Annotated in this window: 28 protein-coding genes; 27 read left to right on the top strand and 1 reads right to left on the bottom strand. The window is 40.3% G+C overall.

Annotated features, from left to right (window positions below; genetic code table 11):
• From BUB56_RS08065 to BUB56_RS08040, 6 genes are read left to right on the top strand one after another with little or no spacing between them, the layout of a single operon-like run.
• Complete coding sequence (locus BUB56_RS08065; RefSeq protein WP_110940810.1) at positions 1-777, top strand: flavoprotein; 777 nt, start codon at positions 1-3, stop codon at positions 775-777.
• Positions 778-789: 12 nt separating this feature from the next.
• Positions 790-1,059: a EutN/CcmL family microcompartment protein gene (locus tag BUB56_RS08060; RefSeq protein WP_110940809.1), complete on the top strand. Its 270-nt coding sequence runs from the start codon at positions 790-792 to the stop codon at positions 1,057-1,059.
• A gap of 13 nt (positions 1,060-1,072) precedes the next feature.
• The gene (locus BUB56_RS08055; protein WP_110940808.1) at positions 1,073-2,062 is read left to right on the top strand and encodes a cob(I)yrinic acid a,c-diamide adenosyltransferase; all 990 of its coding nucleotides are present in this window, start codon (positions 1,073-1,075) and stop codon (positions 2,060-2,062) included.
• A 3-nt stretch (positions 2,063-2,065) separates the two neighbouring features.
• A complete protein-coding gene (locus BUB56_RS08050; RefSeq protein WP_110940807.1) occupies positions 2,066-3,460 on the top strand; it encodes an aldehyde dehydrogenase family protein in 1,395 nt (464 codons plus the stop codon).
• A 15-nt stretch (positions 3,461-3,475) separates the two neighbouring features.
• A complete protein-coding gene (locus tag BUB56_RS08045; RefSeq protein WP_110940806.1) occupies positions 3,476-4,825 on the top strand; it encodes a 4Fe-4S dicluster domain-containing protein in 1,350 nt (449 codons plus the stop codon).
• A gap of 4 nt (positions 4,826-4,829) precedes the next feature.
• Positions 4,830-5,378, top strand: coding sequence for a BMC domain-containing protein (locus BUB56_RS08040; protein WP_110940805.1), 549 nt, complete (start codon positions 4,830-4,832; stop codon positions 5,376-5,378).
• A 265-nt stretch (positions 5,379-5,643) separates the two neighbouring features.
• Here BUB56_RS08040 and BUB56_RS08035 read toward each other — a convergent pair whose 3' ends face one another.
• Positions 5,644-5,856 (bottom strand): hypothetical protein, encoded by a 213-nt coding sequence (locus tag BUB56_RS08035; RefSeq protein WP_110940804.1) that lies wholly within the window; start codon positions 5,854-5,856, stop codon positions 5,644-5,646.
• A gap of 548 nt (positions 5,857-6,404) precedes the next feature.
• On the opposite strand from BUB56_RS08035, the gene BUB56_RS08030 reads away from it, so the two are divergent.
• The 21 genes from BUB56_RS08030 to BUB56_RS07935 all read left to right on the top strand — a co-directional run bounded on the left by BUB56_RS08030 (position 6,405) and on the right by BUB56_RS07935 (position 23,925).
• Positions 6,405-6,647 (top strand): DNA-binding protein, encoded by a 243-nt coding sequence (locus BUB56_RS08030; protein WP_190014312.1) that lies wholly within the window; start codon positions 6,405-6,407, stop codon positions 6,645-6,647.
• Between the two features lie 153 nt (positions 6,648-6,800).
• Entirely contained in the window at positions 6,801-7,061 is a 261-nt protein-coding gene (locus tag BUB56_RS08025; RefSeq protein WP_110940802.1) for a single-stranded DNA-binding protein, read from the top strand.
• 46 nt (positions 7,062-7,107) lie between these two features.
• The gene (locus BUB56_RS08020) at positions 7,108-8,055 is read left to right on the top strand and encodes a Hachiman antiphage defense system protein HamA (RefSeq protein ID WP_190014310.1); all 948 of its coding nucleotides are present in this window, start codon (positions 7,108-7,110) and stop codon (positions 8,053-8,055) included.
• On the top strand, positions 8,033-10,117 hold the full coding sequence (locus tag BUB56_RS08015) for a DEAD/DEAH box helicase (RefSeq protein WP_110940800.1): 2,085 nt from the start codon (positions 8,033-8,035) through the stop codon (positions 10,115-10,117). The genes BUB56_RS08020 and BUB56_RS08015 overlap by 23 nt, the downstream gene beginning before the upstream one ends.
• A gap of 141 nt (positions 10,118-10,258) precedes the next feature.
• Positions 10,259-11,083: a ParA family protein gene (locus tag BUB56_RS08010; protein ID WP_110940799.1), complete on the top strand. Its 825-nt coding sequence runs from the start codon at positions 10,259-10,261 to the stop codon at positions 11,081-11,083.
• A complete protein-coding gene (locus BUB56_RS08005; RefSeq protein WP_242946254.1) occupies positions 11,034-11,981 on the top strand; it encodes a ParB/RepB/Spo0J family partition protein in 948 nt (315 codons plus the stop codon). Before BUB56_RS08010 ends, BUB56_RS08005 begins: the two co-directional genes overlap by 50 nt.
• Before the next feature lie 76 nt (positions 11,982-12,057).
• Positions 12,058-12,231 (top strand): hypothetical protein, encoded by a 174-nt coding sequence (locus BUB56_RS19370; RefSeq protein WP_190014308.1) that lies wholly within the window; start codon positions 12,058-12,060, stop codon positions 12,229-12,231.
• Between the two features lie 393 nt (positions 12,232-12,624).
• Complete coding sequence (cpaB, locus tag BUB56_RS08000; protein ID WP_110940797.1) at positions 12,625-13,338, top strand: Flp pilus assembly protein CpaB; 714 nt, start codon at positions 12,625-12,627, stop codon at positions 13,336-13,338.
• Complete coding sequence (locus tag BUB56_RS07995) at positions 13,328-14,065, top strand: AAA family ATPase (protein ID WP_110940796.1); 738 nt, start codon at positions 13,328-13,330, stop codon at positions 14,063-14,065. The genes cpaB and BUB56_RS07995 overlap by 11 nt, the downstream gene beginning before the upstream one ends.
• Positions 14,062-15,450 (top strand): ATPase, T2SS/T4P/T4SS family, encoded by a 1,389-nt coding sequence (locus BUB56_RS07990; RefSeq protein ID WP_110940795.1) that lies wholly within the window; start codon positions 14,062-14,064, stop codon positions 15,448-15,450. The genes BUB56_RS07995 and BUB56_RS07990 overlap by 4 nt, the downstream gene beginning before the upstream one ends.
• Positions 15,447-16,361: a hypothetical protein gene (locus tag BUB56_RS07985; RefSeq protein WP_110940794.1), complete on the top strand. Its 915-nt coding sequence runs from the start codon at positions 15,447-15,449 to the stop codon at positions 16,359-16,361. The genes BUB56_RS07990 and BUB56_RS07985 overlap by 4 nt, the downstream gene beginning before the upstream one ends.
• A gap of 12 nt (positions 16,362-16,373) precedes the next feature.
• Positions 16,374-17,279, top strand: coding sequence for a hypothetical protein (locus BUB56_RS19850; RefSeq protein ID WP_242946253.1), 906 nt, complete (start codon positions 16,374-16,376; stop codon positions 17,277-17,279).
• Positions 17,280-17,330: 51 nt separating this feature from the next.
• Positions 17,331-17,582 (top strand): hypothetical protein, encoded by a 252-nt coding sequence (locus BUB56_RS07975; protein ID WP_242946252.1) that lies wholly within the window; start codon positions 17,331-17,333, stop codon positions 17,580-17,582.
• A gap of 85 nt (positions 17,583-17,667) precedes the next feature.
• Positions 17,668-17,877 (top strand): hypothetical protein, encoded by a 210-nt coding sequence (locus tag BUB56_RS07970; protein WP_110940793.1) that lies wholly within the window; start codon positions 17,668-17,670, stop codon positions 17,875-17,877.
• A gap of 99 nt (positions 17,878-17,976) precedes the next feature.
• Complete coding sequence (locus BUB56_RS07965) at positions 17,977-18,186, top strand: hypothetical protein (protein WP_110940792.1); 210 nt, start codon at positions 17,977-17,979, stop codon at positions 18,184-18,186.
• 46 nt (positions 18,187-18,232) lie between these two features.
• A complete protein-coding gene (locus tag BUB56_RS07960) occupies positions 18,233-18,715 on the top strand; it encodes a DUF4320 family protein (RefSeq protein WP_110940791.1) in 483 nt (160 codons plus the stop codon).
• Between the two features lie 23 nt (positions 18,716-18,738).
• Entirely contained in the window at positions 18,739-19,221 is a 483-nt protein-coding gene (locus BUB56_RS07955; RefSeq protein ID WP_110940821.1) for a TadE/TadG family type IV pilus assembly protein, read from the top strand.
• Positions 19,221-22,415, top strand: coding sequence for a hypothetical protein (locus BUB56_RS07950; RefSeq protein ID WP_110940790.1), 3,195 nt, complete (start codon positions 19,221-19,223; stop codon positions 22,413-22,415). Before BUB56_RS07955 ends, BUB56_RS07950 begins: the two co-directional genes overlap by 1 nt.
• The gene (locus tag BUB56_RS07945; protein ID WP_242946251.1) at positions 22,393-22,824 is read left to right on the top strand and encodes a prepilin peptidase; all 432 of its coding nucleotides are present in this window, start codon (positions 22,393-22,395) and stop codon (positions 22,822-22,824) included. The genes BUB56_RS07950 and BUB56_RS07945 overlap by 23 nt, the downstream gene beginning before the upstream one ends.
• A 181-nt stretch (positions 22,825-23,005) precedes the next feature.
• Positions 23,006-23,614 (top strand): hypothetical protein, encoded by a 609-nt coding sequence (locus BUB56_RS07940; protein ID WP_110940789.1) that lies wholly within the window; start codon positions 23,006-23,008, stop codon positions 23,612-23,614.
• An 11-nt stretch (positions 23,615-23,625) separates the two neighbouring features.
• The gene (locus BUB56_RS07935) at positions 23,626-23,925 is read left to right on the top strand and encodes a hypothetical protein (RefSeq protein WP_110940788.1); all 300 of its coding nucleotides are present in this window, start codon (positions 23,626-23,628) and stop codon (positions 23,923-23,925) included.
• Positions 23,926-23,933: the final 8 nt, after the last annotated feature.

Here is a 23,933-nt window from a genome sequence, read left to right as displayed (position 1 = left end):
ATGGACTTAAATATAGTGCTGGATAAGATTGTAAATGAGGTATTGATAAGACTGCAAAACAGACCTAAAAGAGCATTAATTTTGTTTACCGGAGCCTCCATCGGTTTTCCCGATGCAATAGAACAACTGAAAATATTAATAGAAGATGGATGGCAATTCAAAGTGCTGTTATCGAATAGTGCTGAGTATGTACTAACACAAGCACTTGTTCAAAAAGAACTGAATATAGAAGAGATATATCTTGAAAGTTCAGTAACCAGTATGAAGTCGCTTTACGCAGACACTGACTGTATCATCATACCTACATTGACATTCAATACAGCAGTAAAAATTTCCCTGGGAATCGCAGATACCCTAGTGACCAATATTGTAGCCCACGCAATCATGGAGGATATTCCGATTCTGGCTGCAAAGGATGCCTGTGATTTAGAAAATCCTATTCGCAGGCAGTTAGGAATGAATAAAATTCCAAATACCTATTTGAACATGGCAGCAGACTACTTAAAGACTTTATCCTCCTATGGAATAAAGTTAGTTGATGCGGTTTCTATAGCCCACCATGCAAAAGTTCTAAATTCTTTTACAAGTACAACTGCAATGCCGGTGAGTATATCCAAAAGGATTGAAATAAATAAAAAAGTAATATCGAGGGCTGATATCATAAACGCAGCTGCCGCTGGAGATACTTTAGTCGTCATGCCTAAGGCGATTTTTACATCTCTTGCGCAGGATGCAGCAAAAGACTATGACATAAAAATTGTTTCACAAGAGAGATAGGGTGGTGACATTATGTATTTAGGTAAAGTAGTAGGCATGGTAGTTGCTACGAGAAAAGATGATACACTAGTAGGGAAAAAATTAATGATTGTTCAGCCGGTAAACCCTAAGGAAGAACCAATGGGAAGTCCGGAAGTTGCCATAGACTCGGTTGGATCAGGTGTGGGTGAATATGTTCTTGTTTCCAAAGGAAGTCCCGCAAGACAGATATTTGGAAATCCTAATGCACCCATAGATGCTGCTATTGTCGGTATCATTGATACAATCGAGGTTAGTGAGTAGAGGATGTGAAACCATGGGTAAAATTTATACGAAAAAAGGAGATCAAGGGGAAACTGGGCTGCTTGGTGGCAGCAGAATCGGGAAAGATGATCTGCGTGTTTCTTGCTACGGCACTCTAGATGAGGCTAATTCAATGATTGGGACCGCATATTCACTGATAAGAGATGGGGATATCCGTGAGATTTTGCGGAAGATTCAAGAGCAGCTTTTTATTGTGGGCGCTGAACTTGCCAGCGACTCACAGGGGAAATCCTACTTGAGGGAACCTGTTGGCATTCATGAAGTTCAGTGGTTAGAACGAAAAATTGACCACTACCAACAAATCCTAGGGGAACAAAAAGAGTTTGTGATTCCAGGTAAATCAACTTCCTCAGCGTTGCTCCACGTGGCTAGAACGATCATCCGAAGAGCAGAGCGCAATATTATAACCCTTGCTAGAAGTGTGGAAATACGGGAAGAGATCCTTCAGTATATGAACCGATTATCCGATGTACTTTTCATGTTAGCACGCATGGAAGAGAAAATAAGCTTTATTGAAGAAGTTAAAAATAGAGTACTCGAAAAACTAGGAGTGGCTAAGAGAAAAATAGATTTAAACCTGGAAATTGTACAAAAAATGGCTAAGTCGGCAGAGGAAAAGGCAAATCAGCTAGGGGTGCCAATTATCTTTTCTGCTGTCGATGCTGGAGGCAATCTGGTGCTGTTTCACCGCATGGATCATGCACTTCTGGTTAGTATCGATATATCCATTAACAAGGCATATACTTCAGCATCCCTTAGAATACCCACCCATGAGGTAGCTTCCTTGGTTCAACCTGGTGCTGAGCTATATGGATTGCAGTGGACCAACGGAAACAGAATAGTGGCCTTTGGCGGGGGGTACCCACTAAAGGTGCATCATCGTATTGTTGGCGGGATTGGTGTGAGTGGCGGTACTGTTGAACAAGATATGATCATAGCAATGCATGCTCTAAGAATATTTGAACTGGAAAGGGGAGAATAGGACTTGAAAACAGAGGTGCAGCAGTTAGAGCAAATCGTTAGGAGGGTAATGAATGAGATTATTTTAAAACAAACCAATAAACCTAATAGTTTTGGCGTCTTTGAAGAGATGGAAGATGCCATTGAAGCGGCATGGTCAGCACAAAAAGAACTGGTTAAATATAATTTGGAGGTACGAAGCAAGTTTATATCAGCTCTTCGAAATGCTTGCAGAGAAAATGTAGAGCTATTATCAAAAATGGCTTATGAAGAAACTGGTATGGGAAGATATGAAGACAAAATAAAGAAAAATATATTGGTCATCGAAAAAACCCCAGGGGTTGAGGATCTGAAATCCGAAGTTTTTTCAGGGGATGATGGTTTAACGCTAATAGAGCTTTCTCCCTATGGTCTGATCGGGGCTATAACACCGACCACGAATCCTTCAGAAACAATTATCTGTAATGCAATTGGAATGATAGCTGCCGGTAATGCCGTGGTATTTAGCCCCCATCCCAGCGCTAAAGAAACATCCTTAAAAACCGTACAAATTATTAATGAAGCTATTGTTTCAGCGGGGGGACCCAATAATCTGGTTACAACTGTAAAAGAGCCTACATTGGAAAAGGCTGAGATCATGATGAAGCATAAAAAAATAAATTTGCTGGTTGCTACGGGGGGCCCTGGGGTTGTAAAGGCAGTTTTGTCCTCCGGCAAAAAAGCAATTGGGGCTGGGGCAGGTAACCCACCCGCTGTGGTAGATGAGACTGCCGATATTGAAAAGGCAGCAAAGGATATCATTGACGGATGCAGCTTTGACAATAATTTACCCTGTATTGCAGAAAAGGAAGTCATCGTAGTAGACGTAGTAGCGGATTATCTTATTTTTAACATGAAGAAGAATAATGCTTACGAGATCAAAGATATCAAGCTTCTTGAAAAGCTAGAAAAGCTCATATTAAATGAACACGGATATCCTCATAAGGACTTTATTGGTAAAAATGCAGACTATATCTTAAAAAGAGTGGGAATCGACTGTTCACCGGAAGTTAGAGCAATTATAGTGGAAGTGCAAAAGTCACATCCTTTTGTACAAAAGGAGCTAATGATGCCGGTATTGCCGATCGTCCGCGTAAAAGATATTAGTGAAGCGATTAAAGTAGCTGTCGAGGTTGAACATGGTTTTAAGCATACTGCGATTATGCATTCAAAGAACATTGATCGCCTTACCGCCTTAGCTAAGGAAATTCAAACGACGATCTTCGTGAAAAATGGACCTTCCTATGCTGGAATAGGGGTTGGAGGAGAAGGCTATACGACCTTTACAATAGCCGGACCCACAGGAGAGGGGTTAACTTCGGCAAAAACCTTTACCAGAAAGAGAAGATGTGTGTTGGTTGGCGGCTTTTCAATAAAATAGGGTAGGGGTGGAACTATGGAAAAAGACCTAATCCAATATATACAGGATGCAGGGATTGTCGGTGCAGGAGGGGCAGGATTTCCAACTCATGTGAAGGTTAATGCCAAGGTAGAATATGTCATCGTAAATGGTGCAGAGTGTGAACCATTATTGCGTGTGGACCAACAGCTTATGGCTGAGAAATCCTTTGAGATTTTATCAGCATTAAATATTGTCATGAAGGTCGCTGGCGCCATTAAAGGATATGTTGCACTTAAGAAAAAATATCGGGAAGCTATTTTTGTCTTAGAAAAAGTAAAGGACGAATTTCAAAGTATAGAAATTTTTCCAATGGGGAATTTTTATCCTGCCGGGGATGAACAGGTTACCGTCTATGAGGTAACGAAACGAATCGTACCGGAAGGGGGAATACCATTAGATGTAGGTGTCATTGTCATCAACGTGGAAACCCTTCTCAATGTATATAATGCCATTAGGAATATACCTGTTACTGAAAAATACTTAACAGTAACAGGTGCAGTAAGAAACCCGGTAACCATTCGGGTGCCTATAGGGATAAGTATACAAGAAGCCATTGACCTGGCAGGCGGCGCCGTTATAGAAAACTATAAGGTTATAGACGGCGGACCAATGATGGGAAAAGTCGTTGATGATCTGCAAAAGCCAGTAACCAAAACAACAAAAGGCCTGATCATACTCCCTGAAGGACACTCACTTCTCCGGTCAAAGGAGAAAGATATGAATACCATGCTGCGTATGGCCAAAACTGCCTGTATGCACTGTTCATTATGTACCGAGGTATGTCCAAGAAATCTATTAGGCCACAAGCTCCATCCGGATAAACTGATCCGCCTAGCAAGCTATAATAGCACCTGCGAAAAGGAAGCGTCGGCTACAGAGGCTTTTTTATGCTGTGAATGTGCTCTGTGCGAATATGCTTGCGTAATGGATTTGCAGCCATGGAAGCTCCATATATTATTGAAAAATCAAATGAATGCACTGGGTATAAAAAATCCAAACAAACGAAAGCCTCAGGCAGTACATCCCTATAGGCAATATAAGCAATTTCCTGTTAGGAAACTTATAGCAAAGCTTGACCTGGATCATTATGATGTTGAAGCACCTTTAAAAGAGGTCGAAAGCTTGGACTTTAAGCAAGTCAAAATCGCTCTAAAACAGCATATTGGTGCTAAAGCTAATCCCATCGTGAGGGTTGGAGCATTTGTAGAAAAAGGACAGTTAATTGGCACAATTGAAGAAGGTAAACTAGGAGCGAAAATACATGCATCTATAGCCGGAGTCGTAGAAAAAATTGACGATTGCTATATTGAGATTAAGGGTGTTAGTGCCATAGAGGTGAGGTGAAAGAATGAAAAAATCATTAGGCTTGATTGAATATAAGAGCATTGCAAAAGGAATAGAAGCCACGGATGAAATGTTAAAGGCTGCCAATGTAGAACTAATTTTATCTACACCCATATGCCCTGGGAAATACATTAGTCTGATCGGTGGTGACGTGGGTGCAGTCAAAACAGCTGTAAGGGTTGGACGGGACATAGGAAGCATATTTACTGTGGATGATTTTGTAATCCCAAATGTACATCCTCAAGTCTTCCCCGCGCTGACAGCAACAGCTGATATCAGTAAAATAATCTCCTTAGGGGTTATAGAAACCATGTCTGCTGTAGCTTCCGTTATGGCTGGGGACATTGCTGTAAAAGCAGCTAACATAGAACTGCTGGAAATTCGTCTGGCGAGAGGCTTGGGAGGGAAAGGTTTTGTAGTCATAACCGGTGAGATTTCTTCTGTAAAATCAGCAGTACAGGCTTGTGAAAATCAGCTGATGGAGACAGGACAAATCGTAAGTGCAGTGGTTATTGCAGCACCGCATAAGGATCTAATTCCAAAGGTGCTATAAATGTGTGACTGAGAATCCTAATCTATCTTCGGACCGACGAGGGCGTCGATCCCTACCTACCTATCTTATGTTTACGTAGGGAACTGTGCCCTCACAGTTCCGTTGAATATTAAACTTCTCAATCACACTGCTATATAACCATACACTATCTGAAGTTTCATAAGAATTACCTATAACAGATCAAAACTATGTTAAAAACAAAAGAAAAAGGGCGTCTCAGCCCTAGATAGTATTATCTATTTTGAGACAGCCCCTTTTCTTTGTCTTAAGAAGCAGCTTCACTCTTTTCTGTTTCTAAGAACTTTCTTGCATAGTCTACCAGCAGTTTTTGATTCTTATCCGATAGACTCTCGTAGATTTCAATCAATTCCTCAGCAGAACCCTTAAAACCGAATAGATAAAACAAATCGATAGGTGAAAGCTCCGGTGATTGTTTTAGAATTTTATAAACATAATCCATTTTACTGCTTGTTTGCATCCCAATACCCCCTTTTAAAGCCCTGTAGCAAAATCATTGATTAATCATATTTTACCATTGGTTTTATGAGTGTTTTGGAATATAACGCTAATTACCATATTCTATACATAAGCAGCTTTGTGCGATACATATTTTACAATCGTTAAAGGGCAAAATAAACAAAACCTAGGTTATGAAAACCTAGGTTTTTTCACTGGTGCCGAAGGAGGGACTTGAACCCTCACGATATTGCTATCGCCGGATTTTGAGTTTTGCAAAACATTTGGAACTACTAAGAAACTACTCTACTTCACTGGAAGTTAAAGACCGCTTAAAGCCTTGTAAAATGGACTTTTGAAGCACTTTAACCTCCCCAAATCCCACCGTTTCAAAGTTTAAATAAAAAGCCAATTTTGAGATAAATTTTGGACGTTGGAGGGATATTGGAGGGATATGGAGGGATGAAGAACCCGTTCACCTTCTGCATCAACCATCATTAATATTAATTCAATACTTTTTTGTAACAGTCACTCCTACCACTGACAAGTAAAATTTGGGAGATGATGACTGTGAGAAATCAAGAATACTATAAAGAAATTTTTAAACCATATCCTGACGTAGTTACTCTGGATGAATTTAAATCTATGTTAGGTGGAATTGCTGATAGTACAGCACGGAAACTTTTAAGAGGAAACCATGTAAAGCATTTTTACATTCGCAATACCTATATGATCCCCAAAGTATGGATTATTGAATATGTACTAAGTGAACATTATGCTGAGTACCGGGAAAAGTTAAAAGTACAAGTTTAGCAATATTAAAATAGAATGGACAAGAGAACATGGGTTTTGGCTTATGTTCTCTTTTTAGATAAAAACCTCCATGATTAGTGGAGATAATGTAATATTAGTGATATAATGACATTAATAACGTTGTTGTCATTGATATTACATGGAGGCTTTTTAATGCAAACTGTAAACACTCTTCTAATTAGTGCCATTAAAGAGACAGAGAATTTAAAGCAAGGTGAAGTTTTTCTTTTAAGAGATTTGTTTAAAGGTTATGTATGGAACCGAATCCCTCGTAGCCACCGCCTACTGCTTGGCACATTGTTTTTAAATCATGTGAACACCTCGAAAATTCAGATACAAGCGATTGAAAAAACCTCCTCTGGGCAGCAGAAATATGTAGTTATAGTTAGAGAGAAAATAGTCTTATCAGACTAATTACGTGGATTTGTGGAAAAGCATTGAGGATATGGGGGACTTAAATTTGGCAGGTATAAAAATAGTTAAAGAATGCTTTAAATGTTTTAATATATATTCATATAAAGATAATTACTCTTTTATTCATGTTGAAATCCAAGATGCTTATGGATTCTATGAAGGCCTATTTCGTTTCTTTTTTAATGAAGATAGTCTGCTTAGATATGCTGAACATAAGGCAAATATTAAATTTACCCCCGGAATTATTAATTACGCGACTTTATTTAAACATTTAAGAACATATATTGATGACATAAATATTGAAAAAGATATTTCAGAATTAGAAGAGGCTATTGTTGATCTGCTTAAAAAAGAAATGAGCTGTGTAGAAAAAGACGGAAAGATATATGTCCGTTTAGATAAGATCGGTAAAATAGGCGAGTATATGTTCTGCTGCTTGTTAAGCGAATACTTTCATTTTGATTGCATTATACCGAAAGTTCATTTGCAAACTGATACTAACATGAGTGTTTATGGCATAGATACCTTGTTTTACTCTGAAAAAGAGAATTTACTATTATTTGGAGAATCTAAGGTCAGTATTAGCCTGTCAAATGGAATTCAATTAATAAAAAAATCATTGAGCGATTATGAAAAGCAGTTATCAGAGGAGTATAGATTGGTATTAAGTAACAGGCTGTATAAGGATAAATTATACAAGTTTACCGAGTTATTTGGAGAGGCTGTAGAAACTACAACTACTATTCAAAAATTTATAGATAAAGCAGGTATTACTCAAATTGGTATTCCAATTTTTATTGCGCACGGAACGGAAGTTGATAACAAAAAAATATTAGATAAGCTAAGTAAAGTATCTTCATTTAAGATGTTTGGTATTAAGACATGCTTAATTGGGATTTCTTTACCTATCATTAATAAAACAAAAATGATTACAATTTTTACAAAAATGATAAAAGAAATGGAGGATTATTATGAAAATGAAGCCAACAGATAATCCTCAAGTGATACGTGAAGAGTATATAAAAGCGTTAGGAAACTCAGAAAACTCAACTGCTTTGGCAAAGAATATTGCTGAAGATTTATTTGCGCTTGACTTGACGGTGTATTCAGACAATTATTCTCTTGATTCATTAGTATATAACGCTTTTGCAATGTCCATCATTGATGAGAATATATCCCTACATCCCGAGCAATTACAGATTATAAATCATATTAAAGAACACGACGCATCTATAATAAGTGCGCCAACAAGCTTTGGTAAGACTTTTTGTATTTTTGAATATATTGTAAGGTATCAACCCAAGAATGTTGTATTAATAGTGCCCACATTAGCTCTTGTAGATGAGTATTTCAAGAAAATAATCAAAAAATTTCGCAATAAATTCAGTTTATACAAAATACATACTAACATTAGTGAAGATAAAGAATATGACTTTACCATTTCAAATATATTTATCTTAACACATGATCGTGTAGTACAAGAATCGTCTTATCATAAAATTGAGAAAATTGATTTTATGGTCATTGATGAAGTTTATAAACTCGAGACTGATAAAAACGATGATAGAGTGCTTGTTCTTAATATGGCGTACTACCATCTTTCTAAAAAGGCTGAAAAATATGTATTATTGGCTCCTTTTATAAAAAGTGTTGAGGATACCGAAAAATTAGAAAAAACTCCAGTGTTTTTTAACACAAATTACTCTCCTGTTGTAAATGAAGTTAAAATAAACCGTATTCTTAGCGAGACTGATAGGTTTCCAGAAACAAAAAGAATCTTAGCTGGATTGAGGGCAGATGATAAAACACTTATATATTTCCCTACAGTTGCTGGTATGTATAATTATATTACTAATGTAATTGCGCAGGAGCCCCTGTTGGAAGAACTTATCCCAGAGGTCGCTTCCTTTATTACTTGGGCAAAAGAAGAAATTCATGAGGATTGGTGCTTAATAACAGCCCTTGAAAGGGGATATTTAATACATAATGGGCAAATACCCGTTGGAACAAGAATCTTTCAATTGGATTACTATGAACAAAGCAGCATATACAACAAATTGCTGTGTACTTCTACCCTTTTAGAGGGTGTAAATACCACGGCTAAAAACATTATAATTACCAAGCCTTCGAGGAAATCAGCAAGACCTGGTGAAGAGCCCTTTTCGGCTTTTGATTTTTTTAATTTGGTTGGTAGAACAGGGCGTCTCTTTAAGCACTATATTGGTGATGCTTATTATATTAAATCACAAAATGATCCTGAATTTAAGAAAGCTGATGCTATAAAGAATATAAAATTTGAAGTAACTGATATAAGTATAGATATTGATATTCAGACAGGAAATATTAATGAGCATCCAGAGGTAATTTCTTTTTTTAAGCGCCTTGGTATAACAAAAGATGATTATATTGCAAATATAGGAACCAAAATTAGATTTGACAATATTGTTGTAATGTACGAAAGGTATATTATAAACAAAGAAAATCTGATTTTCGCTCTACAACAATTCTTAGACAATGATAAACAAGGGAGGTATATGCTGGTAGATATTTTGTATCTAATATGCGGAGGAATGTATAATAACGATAATCTTCGTGACAGAAAATTAACTGTTAGCTTAATTACCAGTTTATTGAATAAAACCAGACCTCGAATAAAAAAAGTCGTAGACGACACGAAAAAACACTTTAATCGAGAAATAAACTACTTGATTTCAGAAGCAATAAAGATAAAAACAAGTTTTATTGAGCATACCTTTTACAATCGTGTAACAATAATTAGATACTTTTTGCAGTTAGATAATGTTAAAGAAAAGCTAATTAGTATACTTGATGAAAAAATAATTAATACAATTGAATTTCTCTACTTCTCAAATGTAAAACACAAAAAAATGTTGCTTGATTTAGGTATTTATGAAAGAGACATTGAAAAAGTCATAAAAGTTATAGGTGATGATTTTGATGATGCTGTTGAGTTGAAACAAAGGTTAACAGATAACTTTAACAAAATTAAAGATGTAAGCTATGTTACAATGTATGTTATCAAAAATATTATTTAGTATTACAATCAAATAATTTAATGAACAAGAGGATATAGGTTTATTGCTTATGTTCTCTTTTCATATATATTACAAAGAAGCCGTTTGCTTTATTGACCATATAAAGCAAACGGCTTCTTTACGTGAAAGGGGGAATTTTAGGTGTCAAAAGTAATCGCCCTTGCCAATCAGAAAGGCGGCACGGGGAAAACAACCACGACAGTCAATCTTGGTATAGGCCTTGCAGTACAGGGACATAAAGTGCTTCTGATAGATGCGGATGCACAGGGAAACCTGACAGATTCATTAGGCTATCAGGAGCCGGATAATCTACACATTTCATTGGCTACTATCCTAAGCAAAACCATGATGGAGGAACCGTATGAAGCTAATGAAGGTATTCTTCAACATGCAGAAGGCGTTGACCTTATCCCAGGCAACATTGAATTATCTGCTATTGAAGTATCATTAGTGAACACTATGAGCCGTGAAACCGTATTACGCAGCTACATCAACACCATCAAAAACAAATATGATTATGTGCTGATTGACTGTATGCCCAGTTTAGGAATGATGACTATTAATGCCCTTGCTGCTGCGGACAGCGTGATTATTCCCGTACAGGCCCATTACCTGCCAGCCAAAGGAATGACACAGCTTTTACAGACCATTGCCAGAGTAAGAAGGCAAATCAATCCAAAGCTAACCATTGACGGTGTTTTGCTAACAATGGTAGATAACCGTACCAACTTTGCAAAGGATATTTCCTTTGTCCTGCGGCGTGATTATGGCGATAAGCTGCGAGTTTTTCAAACGGAAATACCTTTGTCCATCAGGGCGGCTGAAACAAGTGCAGAGGGTAAAAGTATCTATACTCATGATCCACGGGGAATCGCCGCCAAAGCCTATGAAGCCTTTACAAAGGAGGTGCAGGATATTGGCGAAAAACAGCGTAAGAGACAGCATCAAACTGGCATCAGTAGATGATCTGTTTTCGACAGAGGAAAGCCGTGAAGATAGTCAGCGGGAAAAGGTGCTTGAGATTCCCCTATCTGAAATCAGTGATTTTCCTAATCATCCTTTTAAGGTAAAAGCTGATGAAGCCATGCTGGAAATGGCTGACAGCGTAAAACAATACGGTGTTTTAGTCCCCGGCCTTGTAAGACCCAAAGCTGACGGTGGTTATGAAATGGTTGCTGGGCACCGTCGCAAAAAGGCAAGCGAGCTTGCCGGATGTGAAACTATGCCCTGTATAGTCCGAGATATGGATGATAATGCAGCTACGATTATTATGGTTGACAGCAATCTTCAGAGAGAAAGTATTTTACCCAGTGAAAAAGCTTTCGCCTATAAGATGAAGTTGGAAGCTATGAAACGACAAGCAGGTAGACCAAGTATGGAAGATAATTATTCCCAAGTTGGGAATAATTTTTCCACTAAAACTTCAAGTGATGAATTGGCGATGCAAACAGGTGAAAGTAAAAATCAGATATTCCGGTATATTCGCCTCACATATTTGCTCCCCTCTATCCTTGAAATGGTAGACGAAAAGCAGATTGCTTTTAACCCTGCTGTGGAGATTTCCTACTTGACCGAAAATGAACAGCAAGACCTATATACTACCATGCAGTCGGAAGAATGCTCCCCATCCCTATCACAGGCACAGCGAATGAAAAAGCTTAGTCAGGATGGCAGGCTGAATGTGGATGTTATTTTCTCTATTCTTACCGAAGAAAAGCCTAATCAAAAGGAAAAATTCAATATTAAGCGTGAACGTATTGACCGCTTTTTCCCCAAGAGCTTTTCTGAAAAGCAAAAAGAGGATTTAATTGTTCAGCTTTTGGAAAGCTGGTATAAAAAGCGGAAAAGAGATCAGGAACGATAACTAACGCAAGGAAATCATTTCGCCCTCAAATAACCGAGGACGTTTTTTTATGCCCTTTTAGAAAGGAGGTGTTACCATGCACTTTACAGAAGGGCATTTACGCGAATATGAGCGTATGATGCAGGAAAAACCGGGACATTACCGCCGACATATTAAAACGATGAAGGAGCGTGATTGTAAGCACTGCCCGGATTTTGATATGAGTTGTAACAAATGCAGCAAGGAAAAGTGCGATATATTTGATGATTAAAGGTTGGAAAATATTTTATACCAAGGGGGTAGTCTATCCATTTGATGGCATACGTCCAATGGTGGCTTTGCAGTTTTCCCCTCCCCACACCCCTCCCCTGAAAATTACCAGCCGAAAAAGAAATATCTATGCCTTTCGGCTGGTAATACAAGTATAACTCATGTAGGAAGGAGTCATTTATGAAACAGACAAAACAAAAGAAACCAAAAGTATTTCGTACCCTTATCCACAGAATTCATATAAGCAGCAAGGAGGGACAGAAGGAGAATAAAACACAAAATACCGAGAAGGAGCAAGAGAAACAATCGCATTTCTTTTTCGGCAAGTAATAAGCTCTCTGTAAAAACACGGGGAGCTTTAACTTTATTACAACGAAAGGAGGCTTAGAGCAGTTTGAAGATACTAAAAAACCGGATATTTCTATGTGTCCTCTGTATTGGTGTTGCAGCAGCTATATCCTTTGGGCTCTTGCCAGGGTTTTACGAGGATAAAAGCGCAACGATTATAGTGCTCAGGGCATCAGAGGACATTCCAGTGGGAACGGAGATTAAAGATAATCACCTTACCACCGTGGAAGTGGGAAACTATGGTCTACCTGAAGGTGTTATCAACGACAAAGACACGGTTTTAGGTAAGGTTGCACAGACCAATATCATCAAGGGAGATTATTTCTTTCCACAAAAACTTGGCGTATTTCTTGTAAGTGAGTTATTAGACCGCATCGCTAAGAATAACCAGCGCCTTGTTACTATCAGCGTCCCAAGTATTGCAGCAGGACTTTCCTCACATCTCCAAAACGGAGACATAGTAACTGTGGCAGTATTTTTAGAACAGGCATCAGATGGTCAGGATTCTTCTCCACAAGTTATTATTTATCCCGAACTAAAAGGGCTGGAGGTTTACAGTGTGGAAAATGCCAGAACGCAAGATACAGCAGAAATGCGAGAACAGCAAAAAAGCGGTCAGTCACCTAATGGTGATACTGTTCCTAAAGCTGTTACGCTTATCGTTACCGAGGCACAGGCTGAAAAGCTTATCCAAGCCGAATATACAGGCAAGCTACACATAATTTTTGAGAAACGAGGTGTTATGAACTATGAGCAATAAAATCTATGCCGTTTGGGGCGGCAATAACAGCGGTAAAACAACCTTTGCGGTCAATCTTGCTTGCGCTCTTTCTAAGCGTGATATGTTGGTGGGGCTCATTTCCACTAACCTTATCTATGGAGACCTGCAAGTCTTCTTTGGCCAAAGTGTTCCTGAAGAAAAGGGACTTTTCCAAGCATTGAACGATGATAACCCCAATATCGGAGAAAAATTTATTGAATATGAACAAAGCAAAAACCTGTTTTTCCTATCATTGCCTACGCATTATACAGGGCTTCTTTGTGATACTGTAGCCATTCAGGAAGTAGAACGGATGATCAATGCCGCATCTTTGGTCTTTGATATTCTCATTGTGGATGGAACCGCCGATATGACTAATCCCATATCCGGTGTTGGCCTTTGGATGGCAGATAGGGTATTTACCCTGCACAAGCCATCTATAGCAGCACAAATGTGGCAAAAGGGTGTTTCGGATTTTGTAAGGGGACTTCATATTGCAGAAAAACAAACCCATATACTGCAAACCCCTAACGGAGAATTTGACGACAAGACCTATAAGAGCATGATGGAACTTTCTTTTGCCTATGAGCTACCCTATGTAAAGCAGGCAAGTGAACTGGAAAATGCGGGAACTCCCTTATATTTATTCCATGACCGACATTGCAGGCGCTATGGCAAGGTATTGGAGAAAATTGCAGATGAAATTTGCAGAGGTATAAAGCCATGAATAACAGATTTTCCGTTAATGACCTGATTTACAGGGCTAATAAGCGGCGTTCTGACAGTGGGGAAAGTATAAAGGCTCAGGACTATGGAGAAATCCTCGATAAGCTTCAGCGAATCATCGCCAAGAACCATTCAGCAGAGCTTGCCCAGGTATTGTATTCTGAGGAAGCCGAAGAAAAGCTCAAGGACCTTATTATGCGCTATCTAAACAGTGAACAGTTGGTGGCTAAGAACCTTAACGATATCTCGGAACTGGTAGATGTTGTGTATTATGATATGGCTGGTATGGGACTATTATCTCCATATCTTAAGGACGGTGATGTAGAGGAAATAAACATCAATGGCTTTAGTGGAATTTGGGTGTTATATAAAGACAAAAAGGTGCGGCTTAATGAAATCTTCACCAGTGCTGAAGCCTGCTCCAACATCGTAAGAAAAATGAGCCGATTCGGGAATGTTATCCTGGATGGATCAAAACCCATCGGAGATAGCTTTATTGCACGAGGTGTCCGTATGTCAGGAGCCATCACGCCCTGCGTTGACCAAGATGCTGGGGCTATTGCCTCCATCCGAAAGCAAAAGCCCTCCTACATTACAAGGGAAAACCTGATTGAATGGGATACAGCCACAGCGGAGGAACTGGACTTTCTCACCCTTTGCGTTAATAACGGCGTATCGGTAGCCATTGCAGGAGCAACAGGCAGCGGAAAAACCGCCGACATGGGATATATTCTAAGCTGTGTATCCCCTGATAAACGCATTGTAACCATCGAGGACACCCGGGAACTATCACTGGCGCAGTTTGATGAAAAAGGTGTGATGATAAACGATGTAATTCACCTTTTGACCAAGGAGGAACCTAATCCAATCACCATGTTGGATTTATTAAAACTCTCATTAAGGCTTCACCCACAAATCCTTGTACCGGCTGAGATGCGAGGTAAAGAAGCCCTCACAGTGCAGGAAGCCGGGCGAACAGGACACACCATCGTCAGCACTCTCCATGCCAATAGCGCGAGGACGGCTTATGATAGAATCCTGACCATGTGCTTGGAGGCTGGGACTTCCCTATCAGAAGAAAGGCTTCTAAAGAATATTGTAGAAGCCTTTCCGATTATGCTTTTTAAAATGCAATTGCCTGATAAGTCAAGAAAGTATATGGAAATCTTTGAAGCCACAGGGGTACAAAATGGTGAAGTTATCGGCAACACCCTTTTTAAATACGTAGTTGATCATTATGAACGAGATGAGTCGGGAAAGATTACAAAGGTTGTGGGAAGCCATAGGCGTTTAGGTTATATTTCCTCTATCCTTGCAGAAAGGCTGCTAATCGGCGGTGTTCCTAAAAAGGAGATCCAACGTTTTGCGGAAGGAGGAACTCTATGAATCCAATTCATCTATCCCTTGTTCTTATTTTCGCATTTATCAGCTTTGCAATGTTCCTTCTGCTAAAACTAAATCCTTTTGCCATAAAGCAAAATCCCCTAAAAAAACGTCGCCTATACCTTACAGGAACAAAACTGAAAATAACTGAAAAAGTCGCTATGCGGTTTGAAACATTATTTCGGCAGACACGATGTACACATAAAAAATTCCTTGTAATGGTATTTGTATCAGTGATAGGCGGCTTTATGGCGGGAGTAATAATGTTTGGCAGTACCGAGCTGGCAGCGGTCATGGCAGCGTGTATGCTTCCTGCAGCATACTTTTACCTAACTGTAAAAAGCTCTGGTGCAGCAAGGGAAGAAATTGAGGGATTAGAAAATACCATGTCCATCATTACCAACGCCTATGCCGGAAATGACGATATCATCAAAGCCGTGGAAACCTATGTGGAGGAAAAGAACCGATATATTCCGGCTCATTTAAGAACTCCTACACCTTTTGACGAGTTTGTGTCTGAAATCAGGCTCATCAATCCTAATGTGGAGCATGGATTATACCGTCTATCCTCAAAAGTCAAAAACCGCTATTTTACCGAATGGGTAAAAACCCTTATCCTCTGTTACCATGACAGAAGACTAAAGTTCGCTTTGTTTCCTATCATCAAAGCTATGAATGATGCAAAGTCCATGCAGATTGAGAGTGACAGCATGATGGTGAGAGTATGGCGCGACTATCTTATGACTGCAGGCCTGATGTTTTCCGTAATTCCTATGATGCGCTTTTCCAATGCTGAATGGTTTTTTATCCTCACAAAAACATCCATCGGTAAATTTTTAATTATCATCATGCTGTTTACTGCCCTTGGCACAGCATTTTATGTAATGAAGGCTACAAAACCATCAAACAGATAAGGAGGTTTTCCGTTGTTTTATCAAGTTATTATATTTGTCCTGCTGACTGCGGCAGGATTTTTAATTTGCAGGCAACTTCTTAAAATTCCAAAGCTCAGCATGAAAAAGAACATCAAGCATCTGCAAATGGAAAAGGAAAAAGGCAGTAGCCGATTGTTAAACCGGTTTGTAATGCCCCTTGTAAAGCCCGTCTCACGGATAATCCCCCTTGACCCGGTAAAGGAAGCAAGGATGGCATCTACACTCCGTCGTGGAGGATTAGAGCTTACCCCAAAGGAGTATTACGCAAGGGCTATTATATGCGCCATTTTTATACTGCCTATCGCTTTGATACTGTTTGCAATCGGCGCTACCAACCTTGTGCCTGTTGTGCTTATATTTTCAATAGTGGTATATTTTCACTTCATGACCGACCTTAAAGACAAGATGAAGGAAAAAAAGATGCGCATTGAAATGGAACTTCCAGGCTTTGTGCGCTCCATACTGTATAAGCTGGACGACATCAAGGCTGACGGTAAAAAAGCCGTCGTACAGGTGGATTTAATTCAGATATTTGAGGATTACCTTAAGGTAGCCAGCGATGTATTCTACTATGATGTTTCAGTTTTAGTAATGGAGATGAAAGCAAAGGATATTGAAACCGCCCTTAGAAACTTCAATGAACGCATCGGCCTTGCAGAAGTATCCTTTCTGGTGAATGCCCTTATAGGGCTTCACCGGGGAGAGCATCAAGGGGAGGCATTGGCGTATCTTGCAAGAGATATGGACATTAAAGCTAAAGAAGCCTTAAAGAAAAAATTAAATAAGTTGCCCCGCAGGATTAAGATTGCATCCATTCCCCTTGTGGCTGTAACTCTTGCCACCCTGCTCTATGTCATAGGCTCCCACCTTATAAAGTCAATGGGGGGCCTTTTTTAATGTGAAAACGGGGAGACCCTTTTCAAAATAAATTTTCAGGAGGTATTAACCATGCAAAACAAAACAACTGCAATCCAAATTATCGAGGGAAGGAGAAAAAAATCTATGAAGAAAAGAATGGTAAATGCTCTTTTAAAGGCAAGAAATGTTTTGACAAGTAAATCCGGTGACCAGATGACCGGTTGGCTCATTGTGGTACTGATTGTGGTAGTTGTAGGCGCAGTGTTTATGACACTGTATCAGGACTCCATCTCTACCATCTGGAATAGCATTGTTACCAAGATTACCAGTCTCTTGAGCTAATTTAAGCTAAAAGGCAGTGCCTGAACAAAGGGAAGAAATTCTCCTTTTCTAAACTAAAATTTAAAAATAAACGGAGGTATTTGTTATGTTGAAAGCAATAAAAAGCAAAATGCAGAGTATGGCACTAAAGGCAAGAAGCATACTTACAAACCAATCTGGTGACCAAATGACAGGCTGGCTCATTGTAGTCTTAATCGTGGTAGTTGTAGGCGCAGTATTCATGACGTTGTATCAGGATTCCATTACGCAGATATGGAATAGCATCGTTGCTAAAATCACCGGCTTAATAAGCTAAAGGCACCAAAAATCCAAAGGTAGTAGCACGGGGGGCATTGCCCGGCATTGCCACCCCTTTCCCTTTAAACCAAATAAAAATGATATGGAGGTATTTATTATGATGACAACTTTAAAAAACAAAATGAGAATGGCAGGTCTTAAAGCCAGAAATATACTGTCTAACAAATCCGGGGATCAAATGACTGGATGGCTTATTGTGGTGTTAATTGTAGTAGTTGTAGGTGCGGTGTTCATGACGCTTTATCAGGGCTCTATCACACAGATTTGGAACAGCATTGTTACCAAGATTACCGGCTTAATAAGCTAATGGCTATTATGCCGATTGTATCCGCTAATGCGGGAGGTGCAAGAAGATGAACAAAAAGCACCTGGGTATATGGGGGAGAAATTCTCCCCCATTCCCTTTTATGAAACTGCTTTTTAACAGGAAAGGCAGCAGTTATTTTGACTTGATGGTTAAAACGCTGGTAGTAATAACACTCATGGTGACGGTCATAAGTTTTTTAAGCATCTTTACCACTTACCTCAACTTAAACCATATCTGCCGCCGTGTTGTCCGGGTAATTGAGCTTGAAGGACAGATATCGGACAAAGCCTATGATGTTTTCTACCGGCTTAAACAGCAAACTAATCTTTCACCGGAGATGACCATCGAGGATGTAGAGTATAAGGGCGGGCAAAAAATCCAATTAAGAGATACCTTTACGGTCACCATGACGTATAGCCATCCCTTTACCATCTTTACGCCGTCCTTTGCGCCTCCTGTTAAAATCGATATCCCTATGCGGGTGAGTATCACCGGCATGTCGGAAAAATATTGGAAGCTCTTAGAGTGAGAGTGCCGGAAAGGAGAAAAGCCGTGGGGAATTTTAGACGTATTTTACAAAACCGCAGGGGCGACACTTTCATATTCATCTTGATACTCGTATTCTTTATCCTGACTCTATCTGCTATCCTGATTGAGTATTTCCGTATGGAAAGCCTGTATCAACAGGTAGAGTATGTACTCCAGCGGGGCGTAAATAGTTCCGTGGAATACGCCATGATGGATGAATACCGCAAGGACGGCTATGCCCGGCTGAATAGCGCCCTTGCTAAAGAAAAGCTTTATGAGTATTTTCATCAAAGTATGAATCTGGATACGAGGCTTAACAAATATGCAGGTGAAGAATGGGTTTACGAGCTTGAAATCAAAAATATTAAGGCAACTGATAACCCACCTCGGCTTACGCTGGACGGGGTAATAAAAACCCGCAGTATTTTTAACTTTCTAACCGGCGAGGTTAAACTCCCCTTTAGCATATCCAGCGTCAATAACAGAATCGAGGAAGGAGGTTTCTAATGAAATGCAAATTCATCTTTGTCATCCCCCTTTTATTTGTATGCTGTATGTTTTTTTCAGGTAAAGCTTTTGCCGTATCAAACAGCGACATTGAAATCAAAGTCACTTCTCCCATAGACAGCCTGCAAAACGAAAGCGGCATGGTAGCCGTGGAGCAATTTCCGGCAGAAATCCCCATCCGAATCACGGCTAAAACCGGTAATCTTACGGATATTCAACTGGAATATGGCAGTCAAAGCAAAAAGGTAACGCCGGAATATATCCTGACTGTTAAAAGCAAGGAAGCTTGCGGCTCTTATACTATTACAGCCAAAACAGACCAGGGTGCAGTCCTCACCATCACGGCCAATGTAATATTCCAAGTTAAGGCCATCTATGACACCCGATACCGCACCATCGGCATGAATGTCAAAGAAATCTATGAAGGTGGAACGCTGCTAAAGTCCTTTAAAGAACCCCAGCGTATTGATCTTATGAATGCCAATACCGTTGCTGACTATGAACATAAGCGGATTGCTGATTGGATCGGCCGTTATGATGGTGGAACCTACACCCTAAAGGGCAGCAATGTTGTAGAGATTTATGGCTTTAACTCCGGTAAGCTCTATGGAACCTATGACACTGATAGGGATTTTGAACCGTTGACCACCCGCTATGGATGGACATCTAAAGCATTGCTTGCTTTTGAAACTATGAGAAATACAGCCCTGTCCTATCAGGCCCCGGTAAAAATTGATGTGGAAGCCACCTGGTGCGATGAAAAAAAGCAGGAGGTTTACGGTAGAATTACTGCTCAGGACAAGGGAGTACCGGAGTTGCTCTATCCTTATCAGACCACTTCTATCACTTTTACCAAGGACGACATTATACTGTCCCGAAACTTCATGTACATGGGGCTTGAATGGGATTACACGCCGGAAACAGAAGAATTTACAGATGGGGAAAACAAGACACAGACCTCAATTACGCAAAAAATCAATTACAAAATTCCTACTGTAGACTTCTATTTTAAGTTTAAGGATCAGGACGGAAATGACCTATCAGTTGTTATCCGTGCCCCTGCCACGGTGTACCGGGGCGACAACTACTCATTCACTGTGATTTATATGAACAGTGGTAAGAGTGCAGCCTATGACGTACCCTTAAAAGGTACGGTGGATGGTATTCTGATTGAAGAAATACCTGAAGTTCAGGACTTTGCAGCTAATATAAGCAAAACCTATACTATCAAACGTATCGCCGATACTGCCGCCAATGGAATCCATCTATGGGCTAATATTGGTGTACCAGAAGGCTTTATCGATGGAAATCTTTCCAATAATGTGGCTACGGCAGTTATCAAAGTGATTGACCCTGAACCAGAGTCAACACCTGACAACCCAGATACACCAAATAATCCCGATGATCCAGTAAATCCACCGGATGAGCCGCCTGTTCCTCCAGAACTTTGCGACCTTGCGGCAAGTATTCTTGCTCCCCGTACAGTCTATGAGTATGAGGATTACAGCTATACTGTAAGCTTTACCAATAACTCTAATATAGAACTAAAAGCCGTGTCCTTACAGGGGAAGAACAATGACAATATCCTGCTGCAAATTCCTAAAACAGAAAGCTTTAAACCTAAAGAAACAAAATCTTTTACTATCACAGGTACAGCAGGAGACGCAGGTGAAGTTTATCGCCTATGGGCCAATGTAAAAGCACCGGAAGGCTTTAGGGATGAAAAACCAGCTAATAATACTGCTGTTTCGAGCATTACGGTGGTAAAAGACCCCTCTGATGAACCAGATGAGCCGGATGACCCAAGTGACCCCGAAAAGCCTGACAATCCTGACGACCCGGATAACCCAGATGAACCTGATAACCCAGATACCCCAAATGATCCCGACTATCCACCTGATGACCCAGATGATCCATCCGATAATCCGGATAATCCTGATAATCCGAACGATCCGGAGGTGCCCCCGGTAGTAAATCTATGCGACGTATGGGTAAACCTATCGTCACCGCCTACGGTGTATGAACGGGATGAATACAGCTTTACTGTGTACTTTGCCAATTCCACAGATAAAGAACTATCTGACGTTGAGCTAAATGTCACCATCAACGGCAAGGCAGTTTCCACTATACCACCTATAGCCAATTTCAAAGCCTTTGAGAAGAAAGCATTCCTTGTTACCAGCATAGCAGGAGCAAAAGGCGTACCTATCAAGCTATCGGCACAAGTATCACCACCTGAAGGGTATAGAGACATCAATACAGGTAACAACCGGGTTTCATCGGAAGTCATGGTGTTGGAACATCCTTATGATTTGGATGTGCAGAGAATTACGCCGGATGAGTACAAGGAAAACCAGTCGGTCATTACCACCGTAAAGGTATCAAACAAAGGAAGCCTGGACTTTACACCAGGACAAAACGTTACTGTACTATTTCAAATCCCTGAACTGTCTTTGTCAAAGCGTATTGATGCGGTAGTTATGGAAAAGGATACATGGAATGTTGTGTCCATACGATGGGACACACCCAATGTGCAGGCTGATAAAAATATTACACTGATTGCCATTATCAACCCTGAACAGTCATTAGGGAATGAAGGCACCAATGACAACAACACCTATACTCAAAAGGCTGTTATCCAGAATGTATCCTATGAAGAACCAGAGGAAAGCCGGGTACTTCCTGACCCGCCGAAAAGAAATGAACAACCCAAAGTTACATGGTGGGAACAGCGGTATGAAAACAATAATTTTGTATGGAGACAATTCTACGCTGAACTAAAGGTAAGCGCTACGCTGGATTATGATACAAAAGCCAAGAGCTACTTAAAATCGGGTTACGGCTATTTTATTCGTGTTACAGCAACGGTAAGCACCAACTATGACAGGTCAGAGATGATTACTGCCCCACAGACAGCAGAAGTATATCTGCCGGAATACCGCTATGAAACTGCCATTCCTTTAGCCAAGGAGGGCAGTCAATTTACTTTTAAAGAAAATCCTGCATCCCCTTTCCACCACAGAAAACAGTATATTCCTGTGTGGTTCCCGGACAACAGGGACTATATAGTGCAGCTTCTTGTCACCGACGTGCATACCCCTGGAGGAACGCTGTCTAAATGGGTTGCCGGAGGGAATCTTAAAATCCATGTGGTAGATAGCATGTATTCCGATGATGTCACCACGGGTAATTGATATGGTACTGCTATTTTGCGCCGTTCCCCTACTGTGGGCAGCTATTACAGATTTTAAAAAGCGGATTATCCCCGACTGGACATGGATAGCTATTGTCCTGTTTGGCGGTACGTCCGCTTTCCTTTTGTCCTATCCTACGTTACCCCAACGGATTGTGGGATTTTTATTACCGGGTGTCTGCTTATTTATCCTTGCTATAAAATACGGCGGTGTGGGCGGCGGCGATATCAAACTTACGGCGGCAATGGGCTTTTGTTTTGGACTATACGGACTTACAGCCATTCTCTTTTTCGCCCTGCCCCCTGCCTACCTTTATGCAAAGGCGACAAGGCAAAGAAGTGTCCCTCTGGCTGCATTCTTATGTATTGGATTTTTTGTCTATATAGGTGCTCTTTATATGTTGGCTTAGGTAAAAGGAGGTGCTTTTAGTGGAACTTAAAACGGTACTGGCCATTGTACTCTGTCTGGTTATTGTAGGTGGTGCAGTGTATCTGCACATTAAAAGGAAAATGAACTAATTGTATGGCGGCTGAAGGGGTGGAAACACCATCCCTTTCCTGTCTGCCGATTCGATTGGAGTGAGAATAAAGATGGATGATGCAAAACGCATGGTGGATACCTATGAGGTAAAGCACGCCATCCATGTTGGAGATAAAGAAATCCTCTTTGGAGTGGACGAAAAGAAAATTGACTGTCCGTACATAGTATGCAATTGCACTTGGGATAACCCTTTAGGGATTGAGCATTATTTTAGCGCTGTGGGAAGTGCAGACTATCTGGAAATGATGACTGAGTTTACCTCCCGCGTGACGGCACAGCTTGAAACGGTAAAAGCAGAGCGGGAAATAGTTACTGTATCCCTAAGGCCCTTTACATTAGAGCATTGTATCCAAAATGATAACAATCAGAATCTTGAAAACAAAGTGGCAATCATCCGCCCAGAGCGCCTGCGCCCTGAGTACCGTACCGCTGACAAGCAGCTTGTGCTAATCACAGGCGGCTTTGGTGCACGTGCAAATTCCAGAGGTCGGGCAGTTTATACCACTAATCTATACTCCGGCAAGGAATCCCGTTGGAACCGTGAGGATATTTTAGGCATAGTTAAACCGGAATATATGCCGGATTGGGCAAAGGAACGGCTGAAACAGATACAGGCCCAAAGGCAGATAAAGCTGAAAAAACAAGAGATTGAGCGTTAGGAGGTTTAAATATGGATCAGGAAATTAACGCCGGTTATATCATTACCGACAGGCTGACTGTAGGAAACATGGAATTTGTCATCGGCCAGAATGAAAATGCCCCTGCCAAGTTTGTGACGTGGAAATGTACAAAGGGTGAAAAAGACTACCACTGGGGGCACTACTGTAAGAACCGTCTGACCGCCCTTGAAGATTTATGCAATCGCGCTCTGGATGAAATCCATTATTTAAAAAGTCTCCAACAGGAAAAGGCTAAAGTGGAAAATTACGAACAGCAGGCTAAAAAGAAAAAACATGGGCCGGAGCGATAAGGAGGAAT

Source organism: Geosporobacter subterraneus DSM 17957, from assembly GCF_900142145.1.
GTDB classification, from domain to species: domain Bacteria; phylum Bacillota; class Clostridia; order Peptostreptococcales; family Thermotaleaceae; genus Geosporobacter; species Geosporobacter subterraneus.
Note: the sequence above shows the minus strand (reverse complement) of the source record. Positions and strands in the feature narration are given on the sequence as shown.

Bases quoted from the DNA above. Each gene is read 5' to 3' on its own strand.
- BUB56_RS08065 (WP_110940810.1), top strand. From the start codon at position 1: ATGGACTTAAATATAGTGCTGGATAAGATTGTAAATGAGGTATTGATA.
- BUB56_RS08060 (WP_110940809.1), top strand. From the start codon at position 790: ATGTATTTAGGTAAAGTAGTAGGCATGGTAGTTGCTACGAGAAAAGAT.
- BUB56_RS08055 (WP_110940808.1), top strand. From the start codon at position 1,073: ATGGGTAAAATTTATACGAAAAAAGGAGATCAAGGGGAAACTGGGCTG.
- BUB56_RS08045 (WP_110940806.1), top strand. From the start codon at position 3,476: ATGGAAAAAGACCTAATCCAATATATACAGGATGCAGGGATTGTCGGT.
- BUB56_RS08040 (WP_110940805.1), top strand. From the start codon at position 4,830: ATGAAAAAATCATTAGGCTTGATTGAATATAAGAGCATTGCAAAAGGA.
- BUB56_RS08035 (WP_110940804.1), bottom strand. From the start codon at position 5,856: ATGCAAACAAGCAGTAAAATGGATTATGTTTATAAAATTCTAAAACAA.
- BUB56_RS08025 (WP_110940802.1), top strand. From the start codon at position 6,801: ATGCAAACTGTAAACACTCTTCTAATTAGTGCCATTAAAGAGACAGAG.
- BUB56_RS08015 (WP_110940800.1), top strand. From the start codon at position 8,033: ATGAAAATGAAGCCAACAGATAATCCTCAAGTGATACGTGAAGAGTAT.
- BUB56_RS19370 (WP_190014308.1), top strand. From the start codon at position 12,058: ATGCACTTTACAGAAGGGCATTTACGCGAATATGAGCGTATGATGCAG.
- BUB56_RS07995 (WP_110940796.1), top strand. From the start codon at position 13,328: ATGAGCAATAAAATCTATGCCGTTTGGGGCGGCAATAACAGCGGTAAA.
- BUB56_RS07990 (WP_110940795.1), top strand. From the start codon at position 14,062: ATGAATAACAGATTTTCCGTTAATGACCTGATTTACAGGGCTAATAAG.
- BUB56_RS07985 (WP_110940794.1), top strand. From the start codon at position 15,447: ATGAATCCAATTCATCTATCCCTTGTTCTTATTTTCGCATTTATCAGC.
- BUB56_RS07975 (WP_242946252.1), top strand. From the start codon at position 17,331: ATGCAAAACAAAACAACTGCAATCCAAATTATCGAGGGAAGGAGAAAA.
- BUB56_RS07970 (WP_110940793.1), top strand. From the start codon at position 17,668: ATGTTGAAAGCAATAAAAAGCAAAATGCAGAGTATGGCACTAAAGGCA.
- BUB56_RS07965 (WP_110940792.1), top strand. From the start codon at position 17,977: ATGATGACAACTTTAAAAAACAAAATGAGAATGGCAGGTCTTAAAGCC.
- BUB56_RS07960 (WP_110940791.1), top strand. From the start codon at position 18,233: ATGAACAAAAAGCACCTGGGTATATGGGGGAGAAATTCTCCCCCATTC.
- BUB56_RS07950 (WP_110940790.1), top strand. From the start codon at position 19,221: ATGAAATGCAAATTCATCTTTGTCATCCCCCTTTTATTTGTATGCTGT.
- BUB56_RS07945 (WP_242946251.1), top strand. From the start codon at position 22,393: ATGATGTCACCACGGGTAATTGATATGGTACTGCTATTTTGCGCCGTT.
- BUB56_RS07940 (WP_110940789.1), top strand. From the start codon at position 23,006: ATGGATGATGCAAAACGCATGGTGGATACCTATGAGGTAAAGCACGCC.
- BUB56_RS07935 (WP_110940788.1), top strand. From the start codon at position 23,626: ATGGATCAGGAAATTAACGCCGGTTATATCATTACCGACAGGCTGACT.